At 69.0% G+C, this 12,309-nt stretch carries 11 protein-coding genes; all 11 read right to left on the bottom strand.

From position 1 onward, the window contains the following. Nucleotides 1-129: 129 nt before the first annotated feature. Entirely contained in the window at nucleotides 130-2,340 is a 2,211-nt protein-coding gene (locus BLT45_RS16325) for a methyl-accepting chemotaxis protein (protein WP_093302984.1), read from the bottom strand. Between the two features lie 217 nt (nucleotides 2,341-2,557). Next, entirely contained in the window at nucleotides 2,558-3,751 is a 1,194-nt protein-coding gene (locus BLT45_RS16320; RefSeq protein ID WP_093302981.1) for an OprO/OprP family phosphate-selective porin, read from the bottom strand. A 79-nt stretch (nucleotides 3,752-3,830) separates the two neighbouring features. Then, complete coding sequence (locus BLT45_RS16315) at nucleotides 3,831-5,825, bottom strand: chemotaxis protein CheA (protein ID WP_093302978.1); 1,995 nt, start codon at nucleotides 5,823-5,825, stop codon at nucleotides 3,831-3,833. Nucleotides 5,826-5,872: 47 nt separating this feature from the next. After that, nucleotides 5,873-6,238 carry a response regulator gene (locus BLT45_RS16310; RefSeq protein ID WP_093302975.1) on the bottom strand — a complete coding sequence of 122 codons (366 nt, stop codon included), beginning with the start codon at nucleotides 6,236-6,238 and terminating at the stop codon, nucleotides 5,873-5,875. Next, on the bottom strand, nucleotides 6,235-6,549 hold the full coding sequence (locus tag BLT45_RS16305) for an STAS domain-containing protein (RefSeq protein WP_093302972.1): 315 nt from the start codon (nucleotides 6,547-6,549) through the stop codon (nucleotides 6,235-6,237). Before BLT45_RS16305 ends, BLT45_RS16310 begins: the two co-directional genes overlap by 4 nt. 114 nt (nucleotides 6,550-6,663) lie before the next feature. Beyond that, entirely contained in the window at nucleotides 6,664-7,683 is a 1,020-nt protein-coding gene (locus BLT45_RS16300) for a chemotaxis protein CheW (RefSeq protein ID WP_093302968.1), read from the bottom strand. Continuing rightward, nucleotides 7,680-8,462, bottom strand: a complete 783-nt coding sequence (locus BLT45_RS16295; RefSeq protein ID WP_093302964.1) for a ParA family protein — start codon at nucleotides 8,460-8,462, stop codon at nucleotides 7,680-7,682. Before BLT45_RS16295 ends, BLT45_RS16300 begins: the two co-directional genes overlap by 4 nt. Further along, entirely contained in the window at nucleotides 8,462-9,424 is a 963-nt protein-coding gene (gene motD / locus BLT45_RS16290) for a flagellar motor protein MotD (RefSeq protein WP_093302961.1), read from the bottom strand. The genes BLT45_RS16295 and motD overlap by 1 nt, the downstream gene beginning before the upstream one ends. Before the next feature lie 13 nt (nucleotides 9,425-9,437). Next, nucleotides 9,438-10,178 (bottom strand): flagellar motor protein, encoded by a 741-nt coding sequence (locus tag BLT45_RS16285; protein WP_093302956.1) that lies wholly within the window; start codon nucleotides 10,176-10,178, stop codon nucleotides 9,438-9,440. A 218-nt stretch (nucleotides 10,179-10,396) separates the two neighbouring features. Continuing rightward, nucleotides 10,397-12,142 (bottom strand): chemotaxis protein CheA, encoded by a 1,746-nt coding sequence (locus BLT45_RS16280; protein ID WP_093302953.1) that lies wholly within the window; start codon nucleotides 12,140-12,142, stop codon nucleotides 10,397-10,399. A gap of 27 nt (nucleotides 12,143-12,169) precedes the next feature. Further along, nucleotides 12,170-12,304, bottom strand: coding sequence for a hypothetical protein (locus BLT45_RS18635; protein WP_256385851.1), 135 nt, complete (start codon nucleotides 12,302-12,304; stop codon nucleotides 12,170-12,172). Nucleotides 12,305-12,309: the final 5 nt, after the last annotated feature.

Below are 12,309 nucleotides of genomic sequence, written 5' to 3'. Positions count from 1 at the left end.
GGGACTGCGACGATCATCGGGGGCCAGGGAAGAGTGCCTTCTGGTGACATATCGGCCGGGGATGGCGTTACTTGAAGGCGGTCACAGGACGCGGCGTGGCCACGGGATGCCGTGGCCACGCCGACGGGCTCAGAACTCCTGCCAGTCGCCCTCGGCGAAGGCCGGTTCGGGCTTGCGCGGGGCCGGCTTGCGGACCACGGCCTTGGGCGCGGCCGGCTTCGGTGCCGCCGCCTGGGCGATGGCCTGGCGCACCGGGGCGCTGACCGAGGCCTGCAGCTTGAACACCGACACCGACTCGGTCAGGGCCTGGGCCTGTTCTTCCATGCTGCGGGCGGCCGCGGTGGCTTCTTCCACCAGCGCCGCGTTCTGCTGGGTGGCTTCGTCCATCTGGGTGATGGTCTGGTTGACCTGTTCGATGCCGGCTGACTGCTCCTGCGACGCGGCGGAGATCTCGGCCATGATGTCGGTCACGCGCTGCACCGAGGCGACAATCTCGCCCATGGTGGCGCCGGCCTGGTTCACCAGGGCCGAACCATCGGCCACCTTCTCCACCGAGGTCTCGATCAGGCCCTTGATCTCCTTGGCCGCACTGGCCGAGCGCTGGGCCAGCGTCCGCACTTCCGAGGCGACCACGGCGAAGCCGCGGCCCTGCTCACCGGCACGCGCGGCTTCGACCGCGGCGTTCAGCGCCAGGATGTTGGTCTGGAAGGCGATGCCGTCGATGACCGAGATGATCTCGGCGATCTTCTTGGAGGACTGTTCGATGTCGGTCATGGTGGAGACCACCTTGCCGACGACCTCGCCACCTTGCGAAGCGACCGACGCCGCGCCGATGGCCAGCTGATTGGCCTGGCGGGCCGACTCGGCGTTCTGGCGCACGGTGGAGGTCAGTTCCTCCATCGAGGCAGCGGTCTCTTCCAGGTTGGCGGCCTGCTGTTCGGTGCGGCGCGAGAGGTCGTTGTTGCCGGCGGCGATTTCGCCGGCGGCGGTGTTGATGCTCAGCGACGCCATCTGGATGCCGCCCACGATCTCGGTCAGCTGGCCGACGGTGGCGTTGGCGTCGTCGCGCATGGTGGCGAACACGCCGTGGAAGTCGCCTTCCATCCGCGCGGTCAGGTCGCCGCGGGCGATGGCCTGCAGCAACTCGGACACTTCGGCGAGGTTCTTGTCGGTCGTTTCCATCAGATGGTTCAGGCCGGCGACCATGTCGCGGAAGTCGTACTGGTACTTGTCCACGTCGCCGCGCTGGCTGAAGTCGCCGGAGGAGGCTGCATGCGCCAGGCGCTTGATCTCGGCGTTGATCGCCGACAGGCTGGCCTTGGTCGCGTCCATCGTTTCGGTCAGCACCGCCTTCTCGCCGGGCAGTCGGTCCATGTCCACCGACAGGTCGCCGATCGAGTAGCGCTGCATGACCTCCGCCAGGCGCATCTTCACCGCGATGTGCGACGCGACCAGCGCATTGGTATCGCGGACCATGCGGCCGTAGTCGCCGGGGAACGTGCTGTCGTCGATGCGGAAGCTGATCTGGCCTTCGTCATGGCGGCGGCTCATCTCGGCGAGCGCGGCGATGACCGACTTGACCTGCGTCTGCATGCGTTGCATGGAGCCCAGCAGTTTGCCGGTCTCGCTGCGGTCATCGATGATGATCTCGCGATCAAGCTGGCCACGCGCCACGGCGTCTGCGACGCTCGTGACCTCGGCCATCGGCCGCACGATCGAACGCGTGATGAGGACCGCGGCCGCGATGGCCAACAGCATCGCCACCACCACCAGCACGCCGATGGCCTTGATGTTGGTGCTGTAGCCGGCCTCTTGGGCGGCGACCGCTTCGTCAAGCACCTTCATTTTCGTGTCCAGCATCCGCGCGACGGCATCGGCTGTGGCCTGACGCAGGTCGCCGGCGGCACTGGCGGGCGTCAGGTCGCCGACCTTGACCGACTCGATCAGCCGGCGGCTGTTATCGAAGTACAGCGCGGATTTCGCCATCATCTCCTGGTGCAGTGCCTGGTCCTGCTTGTCGGCAAGGCCGGCGCCATACGCCTTGGCAAGCTCGTCGAAGGCCTTGCCGCCCGCGATCAGTTCGCCCGTGTATTCGGCGACCTTCTCCGGGTCTTCGTAGCCGGCGACCAGGCCGCGCTCGCTGACGCGGTACTCGGCCAGCATCGTGGCCATGCGACCCAGGTCGCGGATGGCCGGGACTTCCTTCTTCGTGATGTCCAGCACCACGTCCTGCGCCGCGCCCATCCGCAGCGCGGAAAAAACGCCGGTGGCCACGATGAGCAGGACGAGGACGGCGAAGCCGATGGCCAAGCGTTTGCCGATGTTGAGGTGCTTGAACATGAAGAGGGTCTCGATAGGGTTCAGCGGTTAGGGCGGGCGCATCAGGGCGAGGGCAAGTGCTGCCCGCAACTTCTTGGTGCGGCGTCTGCTTTGGAGTAGCGGCGCTGGCGACCGCTTCTTTACAGCGGTCCGGACGAAAGGTAAGCGGGCTTACGAAACTGTCGCCGGCGCCCCGCGCGAACCGTGACCAGCAGCGCGGGGCAGGGCGGAGAGGCGATCAGAAGTGCAGCTGCGCGCGCAGTTCGAACACGGACGGGTCGGCGGAGAAGGCCCCGCGGGTAGCATCCGCCTTCACGTAGTTCGCCTGGAACTTGAAGTACTGCGTCAGGTACCAGTTCGCGCCCAGCGTCCAGTCGGACTGGCGTCCACCCGCGATACCCTCGCTGTCCAGGTCGATGCGGCTGTAGCGCGCCAGCAGTTCCACGGCGCCGTGGGCGGCCTTGGGTTTCGGATTGGCGACGTTGCCGCCGCTGTAGCCGCGCGATTCGCCGGTGACGAACCAGCTGCCGAACACGTACGCGCCATCCGCCGAGTACGACGGCAGGCCGAGGTCGCGCGACGTGGACTGGTGCAGGTACTCGCCCTGCACGGACCACGGACCGCGGATCCACAGGACTTCCAGGCCGGTGCGGTCGATGTGGTCCACGCGGGTCAGCGTGCCGGAATCCACCAGCCGCACCGCCGTCAGGGCGGCTTCCGGCTTGGCGCGCCAGCGCACGCTCGGATGCACCGTCACGCCGAGCCCGTTGACCTCGCTGTCCGGCTGTTCGCGGGACGCGGCGATACCCAGGTGCAGTACGTCGCCTGCGGCCTTGCGCGGCGTCCACGCCACGCGCACGGCGCTGGTATCGCCCTTGTTGTTGCCCAGCAGGTCGGACTCGAAGAAGTAGCCGGCGTTGACCAGGTAGCGCTCGCGCTCGAAGGCCCAGTCGATGCCGCTGCGGCGGTTCTCGTAGAACGCCTGCGTGGGCAGCGAGGCTTCCAGGAAGCTCACCGCGCGCGTGGCGGTGTTGCCTTCGAAGCCCAGCGGGACCTTCATTTGGCCGATCCGCAGCTTGCCCAGGTCGTGGCCGAACAGGGCTTTGGTTTCCACGCGCAGCGCCACGTCGTTCCAGCTCTTGGCCTGGAAATCGTAGGTCACGCCGAGGTCGTACACGCCCTTGCGGCGCAGGGTGACGCCGAGTTCCTGGCGGCGCCAGGCATCGTCGTCTTCCAGCGCGGCCCCGTTGTAGCCATCGCCCGAGAACGCGTTGGCGTCGTACTGGAGGTTGCCGCCGAGGCTGAGTTCGGTGCCGTCGGCGAAAGCGATCTTCGGCGGCCAGGCGGTGGCCTTCGTCGTGCCTTCCGCAGCATGCGCGGGCGTGTGGGCGGCCGCGAGGGCCAGGGCGAGCAGGGAGAGTGCGTACTTCATGCGGATACCGGGAGTGTAGGGGCGTGCGCGGTCCACGTCGCCGGGCTGCGGCGACGAAAGGGCACGCGGAAGGAAGGGATCAGGCGGCCTGCTGCATCCGGCGCGAGCGGACCAGGCCGCCTACGTCGACGATCAGGGCGACGCGACCGTCGCCGAGGATCGTGGCGCCGGAGATGCCGTCGATGCGGCGATAGTTGTTCTCGAGGTTCTTGACCACCACCTGCTGCTGGCCGATGAGTTCATCGACTTCCAGTGCAAGTTTCTGGCCATCGGCCTCGACCACGACGACGAGCGGCTCGTCGGCGCGTGCGTCGCCGTACCGGTAGTAGTCGTTCAGCGCGACCATCGGCAGGTATTCGCCGCGCACGCGCAGCACGCGGCCGTCGCCGGCGACGGTACGCACGTCCTCGGCCACCGGCTGCAGGGCCTCGAGCACGTAGGTCAGGGGCAGGATCAGGGTTTCGTCGCCCACCGACACCGCCATGCCGTCGAGGATGGCCAGCGTCAGCGGCAGGCGTATCACCACGCGGGTGCCCTGGCCGGCAGCGCTTTCGAGCTGCACTTCGCCGCCCAGCGCCTGGATGTTGCGGCGGACCACGTCCATGCCCACGCCGCGGCCCGACAGGTCGGTGACCGCGTCGGCAGTGGAGAAGCCGGGCTGGAAGATCAGGTCCCAGACATGGGCATCGGTCGGATTCTCGGGCACGGCGAGGCCGCGTTCGGCCGCCTTGGCGAGAATGCGTTCGCGATTGAGTCCACGGCCGTCGTCGCTGACTTCGATGACGATGTGGCCGCCCTGGTGCGACGCCGCCAGGGTGATCGTGCCGGTCTCGTCCTTGCCCGCCTGCGCGCGCACGTCGGGCATTTCCAGGCCGTGATCGATCGAGTTGCGGACCAGGTGGACCAGCGGATCGGCGATGCGCTCGATCAGGCCCTTGTCGAGTTCGGTGCCCTCGCCGACGGTGCGCAGGCGCACCTGCTTGCCGAGGCGGGCAGAGAGGTCGCGGACCAGGCGCGGGAACCGGCGGAACACCGCATCGACAGGCAGCATGCGCACGCCGATGACGGCTTCCTGCAGGTCGCGCGTGTTGCGCTCCAGCAGGTCCAGGCCGGCGAACAGGCGTTCGCACTGCGCGGGATCGAGCACGCCCGACACCTGCTTGAGCATGGCCTGGGTGATGACCAGTTCGCCGACCAGGTTGATCAGGCCGTCGATCTTGTCGACGCTGACGCGGATCGAGGTTTCGGCGGTGTCGTTGGCGGCGGCCTGCGCTGGTGCAGCGGCGGGCAGGGCGGATGCGGTCGCGCCGACGACGGCCAGGGGTGCGGCCGTCGCGGCTTCGACGGCGGCGACCGGGATGGCATCGCGCTGCATCGGCTGGATATCGAGTTCGCAGTCGTCGACGACCCAGGCGAAGACATCGTCCACCGCGCTGCGCGGCACCTTGCCGATCAGGCCGAGGTCCCACGCGAGGTAGGCTTCGAGCGGATCGAGCTGGTCGAAGCCGGGCAGGCGCTCCAGCCGGCAGGCGACTTCCAGCGGACCGAGGTGTTCCAGTTCGCGGATGATGCGCAGCGGATCGTTGCCGCTCATGAACAACGAAGGCGCCGGCGTGAAGCCGATCTTCCAGCCCTCGGGCGTTTCGTCGGCCTTCGGTGCGGCGGCGACCGCGACGGGTGCATCCTGTCCGGTCAGCACGGCGTTGAGGCGGTCCTTGATCGCCTGCACGGCGGCGGGATCGGCCGGCGTGCCGTGCTCGGCTTCGGCAAGCAACGCGCGCAGCACATCGACCGAGGCGAGCATCGCGTCCACGGCCGGCGGGCTGACGGCGCGCTGGCCGGCGCGCAGTTCGTCCAGCAGCGTCTCCAGCACGTGGGTCAGGCCGGCGATGGCGTCGAAACCGAACGTGGCGGAGCCGCCCTTGATCGAGTGGGCGGCGCGGAAGATGGAGTTGATCAGGTCGCCGTCGCGGCTGCCCTGTTCCAGCGACAGCAGGCCCGCTTCCATGGCCTCGAGCCCTTCGCGGCTTTCCTCGAAGAACGTGGCGTGGAAGCGCTGCATGTCCATGTTCATTGCGACGGAGACCTGTGGCGGATGGCGGTTGTGCGGGAGAGGGGCGATCAGCCCAGGACTTTCTGGACGGTGGCGACCAGCTGTTCGGGATTGAACGGCTTCACCAGCCAGCCGGTGGCGCCGGCGGCCTTGCCCTCGGCCTTCTTGTCGGCGGCCGACTCGGTGGTCAGCATCAGCATCGGAATGAACTTGTAGTCCGGCAGTCCGCGCAGCGCGCGGATCAGCGAGATGCCGTCCATGTTCGGCATGTTGACGTCGGTGACGACGGCATTGAAGCGCTGCCCCTGCGCGCGGCCGAGCGCGACCTGGCCATCTTCCGCTTCGTCCACGGAGAAGCCCGCCGAGCTGAGGGCGAAAGCGACCATCTGTCGCATCGAGGCCGAATCGTCCACTACCAGAATGCGTGCGCTCATGCGGCGTTCTCCACTTGTTGCGTATTGATGTTGTTGTCGGTGGCCGGCAGGCCCAGCTCGCGTCCCACGCCCAGCAGGCGTGCGGCGTCGCGGAAGCTCTGGCTGACGGCGCCGAAGTCGGTGGCCAGGCCCGCCTGCTGTCGCTGCCGCACGAAGCTGCAGAGCACCTGCAGGCTGGCCGTGTGGATGCGCTGCACGGTGCCGGCATCCAGCACCAGCGGCGCCGCATCGGCGACGTGCAGGGCGAGATGCTGCTTGAGGTCGGTGGCGGCCTCGATGCCGAGGTCGTCACCCAGGGGCACTGCGCTCATCGTGTCTCCGGAAGGGCGGCTCTAGAGGAGGTATCGGCGCGGGCCGACGGCTCTTGAGGGGCGCGCGTGAATGTGTGACGCAGGTCGGACTGTCGCAGGCGGCGGTGCATGGAATCAGGTCAGCAGCTGCGAGGCGTCCAGCAGGATCACCGCGCGTTCGTTGAGGCGCGCCACACCGCGGAACAGCGGATTGGCGATGCGGCCCACGCGGGCGTTGTCCGGGGATTCGATCTGGTTGTCGCTCAGGCTGGCCACGTCCTCCACCGCGCTGACGCGCAGGCCGAGGATCTCGCCATGTTCTTCCAGCACCACGATGCGGGTGGTCGCGTCGGGTTCGATCGCGCGGCGCCCCAGGTACAGGCCGAGGTCGAGGACCGGCACCACCTGGCCGCGCAGGTTCATCACGCCGAGCATGTGCGAAGCCGCGCCACGCAGCGGCAGCAGCGTGGCCGGCCGCACGACTTCCTGCACCTTCAGCAGCTCCAGGGCGTAGTGCTGCTGGTCGCAGCGCAGGCGCAACCAGCGCGTCTTGCGCTCGGTGGCGCGGCGACGCTCGCCGGTGTCGACGGGCGTCTGCAGGTAGGGATGGGTGGGCAGGGGCGGCAGGGCGCGCGGTACGGCGGGGCGAGCCGGCGCGACCGGCGCGGGCGCCGGGTCCGGCGTCGGCGCACGCGCGGTCGGTGCGGCGCCGCCATGCAGTTCGTCGAGCAGTGCTTCGAATTCGTCGTCGGAGATGACGTCGCCCGCAGGCGTGCGCGTCGGTGCGATGGCGAGCGCAGGCGTGGACACAGGGGCAGGCGTTTCCGCGAGCGGCGTGGCCTCGGTCATGGCTTGCGGTACGCCGTCGCCATGCAACTGGTCCAGCAGCGCCTCGAACTCGTCGTCGGTGATCAGGTCGGCGTCCGCGCGTACCGGCGCAACCGCCAAGGTCGGCGCGGCCACGACGGGTGGTTCCGCAACAAGCGCTTCCACGACGGGGGCTTCGACGACCGGGGCTTCGGCGACAGGCGCAGGCTCGACGACGACCGCTGCCGGCGTATCGGCCAGGGCGATCGCGGGGGCGGCGGCAGGCGCGAGGGCGACGTCGCCCAGCAGGTCCTGCAGGTAGTCGTCGAGAACGGCGGGCGTGGTCATGCGGCCTGCTCCGTGGCGCGGGCCTCGGTCAGCAACAACCAGTCCAGCGCACGACGGTAGGCCGACAGGCCGCGACCGGGGTACTGCGCGGCGGGCGCGGAATGCGTCAGCGCTTCGACACTGCAGATGCGGGTGTCGTTGGGGATAGCGTCGTTCCACACAGCGTCGCCGTGCGCGTCCTGCATCGCCTTCAGCGTATCGGCGCCGGTGCGCGTGCGCTTGTCGTGCAGGGTGGGCAGGATCGACACGGGCAGCGCGCGGCGGCGCGAGCGCTCGATCATCTCGCTGGTGCGGCACATGCCCTTCAGGCCGTGCAGGGCCAGCGGTTCGGTCTGGGTGGGAATGATCACGTGGTCGGCGGCGGCCAGCGCATTGACCATCAGCAGGCCGAGCGTGGGCGGGCAGTCGAACAGCACGTAGTCGTAGGCCGCGCCGGCGCGCGCGAGCGCGTTCGACAGCGCCAGGCCGAGGCCGGGCTGGGTGGCGCTGCGGCGCTCCAGCGTGGCCAGCGGCGTCTGCGCGGCGACGAAGGCCAGGTTCTCGATCTCGGTGGCCCGCGCCAGGCGCGGAAGTTCCGCCGGGTTCTCGTCGAACAGATCCAGCACGCCCGCCGGCTGCGGTTCGGCCGGCACGCCGAAGGCGCGCGTCAGCGACGCATGCGGGTCCAGGTCCACCAGCAGCACGCGGAAACCGCGCATGGCCAGCCCGCGCCCGAGGGCGAGGGTGGTGGTGGTCTTGCCAACACCGCCTTTCTGGTTGGCGATCGCCCACACGCGCATCATTGGACTCCTTCATGGACCTGGGGCGCCGGCGGCGCTCCGGGCATGGGCGTCGCGGCGTGGGCCGGCAGCGGCGGCAGCGAGATCACTGACGGCGCGCCGACGGGTTCCTGTTGCGCATGCAATTCCGGTGCCGGACCGCCCGGGCTGGCCAGGATGATCAGCAGCACGCGGCGGTTGGCGTTGCGGCCTTCGAGGGTGCCGTTGTCGGCGATCGGGCGGAACTCGCCGTAGCCGATCATCGCCAGCCGCTCCGGCGGGATGCCGTCGCGGACGAACAGGTGGACCACGCTGGCCGCGCGCGAGGACGACAGCTCCCAGTTGGAGGGGAACTGGGCGGTCCGGATCGGACGGTCGTCGGTGTAGCCCTCCACGCGGACGGAGTTCGGCACGCCGGCCAGCACCGCGCCCAGCTTGCCGACCGTCTCCTGCGCCTGGGGGTCCAGGGTGGCCGAGCCGGTGGCGAACAGGATGTCGCTGTTGATCTGCACTTCCAGCCACAGGGTGGAACGCTTGATGGTGACCAGCTTCTCGTCGATCAGCGGCGCCAGCGCGCGCTCGAGGTCGTCGGCGATGCGCTTGAGCTCGCCCTGGGCGCTCTGCAGGCCCTTGGCGTCCAGCGACATGTTCATCTGCGAGGCCATCGCCGCCAGCAGGGTGACGTTGGGCGACGGCGACGGGGCCGACGGTCCTTCCTTGGCGCCGGACTTGATCGGCGAGGGACGGTCGAAGTCCGCGCCCTGCAACTGGTGGTTGCCGACCTGCACGGGGTTGATCGTGCGCGGCGCGCCACCGAATGCCGCGGTCAATGCATCGGCCATCACCCGGTACTTGCCTTCGTTGATCGTGGAAATGGCGTACATCACCACGAAGAAGGCGAGCAGCAGGGTCATGAGGTCGGCGTAGGGGATCGCCCAGGCCTCATGGTTGGCGTGTTCCTCGTGCTTGTGCCGGCGTGCCATTCGTCGCGCCGGCTCAGTGCAGGAAGCCGGCCAGCTTGGCCTCGATGTTGCGCGGGTTCTCGCCCTGCGCGATGGCGATGAGGCCTTCGATGATCATTTCCTGCTCGCGGCTGCGGCCGCCGATCACGCTCTTGAGCTTGCTGGCGATGGGCAGGAAGAACAGGTTGGCCGAGGCGATGCCGTAGATCGTCGCGGTGAACGCGGCGGCGATGCCGTGGCCCAGCTTGCTGGGGTCGGCGAGGTTCTTCATCACCGCGATCAGGCCGAACACGGCGCCGATGATGCCCAGCGTGGGCGCGTAGATGCCCATCGCCTCGAACACCTTCGCGGCCGCCAGGTCCTGGTGCTCCTGGCCGTTGAGGTCGATCTCCATCATGTGCCGGATCGATTCCGGCTCCACGCCGTCGACCAGCATCTGCAGGCCTTTCCTGAGGAAGGGGTCGTCCTGCTGGTTGACCAGCGGCTCCAGCCCCAGCAGGCCCTGCTTGCGGGCGATGTTGCTCCAGTCGACGATCTCGGCGATCAGCGCCTCGCCGTCGTTGCCCGGCGGACGGATCACCCAGCGGACGATGGCCAGCGCACGCTTGAAGACCGGAGGCGGCGTATGCACCAGGATCGCGGCGATGGTGCCCAGGATCACGATCACGAACGCCGCCGAGGACCACAGCGACGACAGGCCGGCACCTTTGAGGATGCTGCCACCGACCAGCGCGACCAGCGCGAGCAGGAGTCCGATGAGGCTGAAGATGTCCATGTGCTGATCTATCGGCCCGGTTCAGGTCTACTTGAGGCGCGATCCCTGCAGGAGCGATGCAAGTCGCGACCGGGATCACACCTGGATCTCTCTTGTAGTAGCGACGTAAGTCGCGATGACCGCGAGACGGGATGGAACAAGGGCTGGATGTCTGAAGGGAACAACTCGCGACTTACGTCGCTCCCACAACAGCCCGGCTCCGACGACAGCTCACCGCGTCACGCCGTCGCGCGCAGGCCGTCCACGTCGAGGATCAGGGCCATGCGGCCGTCGCCGATCAGGGTGGCGCCCGCGTAGCCGGGCAGGCCGCGCACGGCGCGCGGTAGCGGTTTGATGACGACTTCCTCGCGGCCGCGGACCTGGTCGACGACCAGGCCGAACCGTTGGTCGCCCATCTGCAGCACCACGATGGTGAGCAACGGTGCCGCCGCGGGTTCCACCTGCAACCAGTCGCGCAGGTCCACCAGCGGCAAGGTATGCGACTGGCGATCCAGCACGGCGCGGCCGTCGAACCAGCGCAGGCTGGCGGCGGGCGCATGCAGGACTTCCATCACCCGCGCCAATGGCAGCGCGTAGACCGGCTCGCCGGCCTGCACGAGCAGGGTGGGGAGGATGGCCAGTGTCAGCGGCACGCGGATGACGAAGCGGCTGCCGCGGCCCACGTCGGAATGGATGGTGATCTGGCCGCTGAGTTCGCGGATGCGGGACTGGACCACGTCCATGCCCACGCCACGGCCGGAGATGTCGGTGACTTCGGCCTTGGTCGAGAAGCCCGGCAGGAAGATCAGCTGCAGGCATTCGTCGTGGGTGAGGCGCGCGGCGGCTTCCGGATCGATCAGGCCCTTCTCCAGCGCCTTGGCACGCAGGCGCTCGGGGTCGATGCCGGCGCCGTCGTCGCGGATCTCGATGGTGACGAAGTCGCCTTCCTGCTGCGCGGACAGGCGCACGTGGCCCTGGCGCAGCTTGCCGCTGCCTTCGCGCAGCGACGGCACTTCGATGCCGTGGTCGATGGCGTTGCGGACCAGGTGCACCAGTGGATCGGCCAGGGCCTCGACCAGGTTGCGGTCCAGTTCGGTGTCGGCGCCGACCAGCTCCAGGTCGACTTCTTTCTGCAGCTGGCGGGCGACGTCGCGCGCGACCTTGGGGAAGCGCGAGAACACCTTGCCGACCGGCTGCATGCGCGTGCGCATGACCGCGTTCTGCAGGCGTGCGGTGGCGATGTCCAGGCTGCTCACCGCGCGATCGAGCTCTTCGTCGCGGATCCGGGCGCGCAGGGTCTTCAGGCGATTGCGCGACAGCACCAGTTCGCCGACCAGGTTGACGATGGCGTCGAGCCGCTTGGTGTCCACGCGGATGGTCTGTTCGGCCTCGCCGCCGGCCTTCGCGGCAGGCTTCGCCGCCGGCATCGGCTTGGGCGCGGCCGGCGCGGGACGCGGCGCCGCGACGGGCGCCGGCGCGACGACCTGGGTCGGTGCGGCGTCACCGTGTAACTGGTCGAGCAAGGCTTCGAACTCGTCGTCACTGATCAGATCGCCGGCGGCGGGCGCCACGGCCACTGCGGCGGCAGGCGTCGCGACGGGTGCGCCGCCATTCACGTCGAACTGGTCGATCAGCGCCTGCGGTGCGTGCGGCGGTTCTTCGCCGGCGCCGATCGCGTCCAGCATCTGCTGCAGGTAGTCCAGCGACTGCTGGGCGGCGTCGAAGTGGTGCGATTCCAGCGTCGCCCGGCCGGCACGCACCAGGCCGAGGGTCTCCTCCGCCGCGTGGCAGAGATTGACCATCGCCTGGATGCCGAGGAAGCCGGCGCCGCCCTTGAGCGTGTGGAAGCCACGGAAGACCGCGTTGAGCTGTTCGCTGTCGGTCGGGTCCTGCTCGAGCGTGACCAGCTGTTCGCCCAGGCGGTCGAGGATTTCCTGGGCTTCGATCAGGAAGTCGGCGGCGATTTCGGGCGTGACGGCGGACATGGACAGGCGGTTACCGGAAGCGGTCGATCAGCGGGCGGGGTGGACCAGGTGTGGCGCGGCGGCGCGGCGCGCGGTCAGGCGCCGCGCGATCGCATCGCAGGCCAGCAGCAGCCCGACGAACAGCAGGAGGAGGGGATGGCGATGGACGGAACGGTGGCGCATGGCAG

The organism is Pseudoxanthomonas sp. CF385 (assembly GCF_900104255.1).
Lineage (GTDB): Bacteria > Pseudomonadota > Gammaproteobacteria > Xanthomonadales > Xanthomonadaceae > Pseudoxanthomonas_A.
This window is presented reverse-complemented; position numbering and strand designations above follow the sequence as displayed.

What these genes read in the sequence shown, in the direction of transcription:
- BLT45_RS16280 (WP_093302953.1), bottom strand. Translation starts at nt 12,142, where the DNA reads ATGTCCGCCGTCACGCCCGAAATCGCCGCCGACTTCCTGATCGAAGCC.
- BLT45_RS16315 (WP_093302978.1), bottom strand. Translation starts at nt 5,825, where the DNA reads ATGAACATGGACATGCAGCGCTTCCACGCCACGTTCTTCGAGGAAAGC.
- BLT45_RS18635 (WP_256385851.1), bottom strand. Translation starts at nt 12,304, where the DNA reads ATGCGCCACCGTTCCGTCCATCGCCATCCCCTCCTCCTGCTGTTCGTC.
- BLT45_RS16295 (WP_093302964.1), bottom strand. Translation starts at nt 8,462, where the DNA reads ATGCGCGTGTGGGCGATCGCCAACCAGAAAGGCGGTGTTGGCAAGACC.
- BLT45_RS16300 (WP_093302968.1), bottom strand. Translation starts at nt 7,683, where the DNA reads ATGACCACGCCCGCCGTTCTCGACGACTACCTGCAGGACCTGCTGGGC.
- motD (WP_093302961.1), bottom strand. Translation starts at nt 9,424, where the DNA reads ATGGCACGCCGGCACAAGCACGAGGAACACGCCAACCATGAGGCCTGG.
- BLT45_RS16285 (WP_093302956.1), bottom strand. Translation starts at nt 10,178, where the DNA reads ATGGACATCTTCAGCCTCATCGGACTCCTGCTCGCGCTGGTCGCGCTG.
- BLT45_RS16325 (WP_093302984.1), bottom strand. Translation starts at nt 2,340, where the DNA reads ATGTTCAAGCACCTCAACATCGGCAAACGCTTGGCCATCGGCTTCGCC.
- BLT45_RS16310 (WP_093302975.1), bottom strand. Translation starts at nt 6,238, where the DNA reads ATGAGCGCACGCATTCTGGTAGTGGACGATTCGGCCTCGATGCGACAG.
- BLT45_RS16305 (WP_093302972.1), bottom strand. Translation starts at nt 6,549, where the DNA reads ATGAGCGCAGTGCCCCTGGGTGACGACCTCGGCATCGAGGCCGCCACC.
- BLT45_RS16320 (WP_093302981.1), bottom strand. Translation starts at nt 3,751, where the DNA reads ATGAAGTACGCACTCTCCCTGCTCGCCCTGGCCCTCGCGGCCGCCCAC.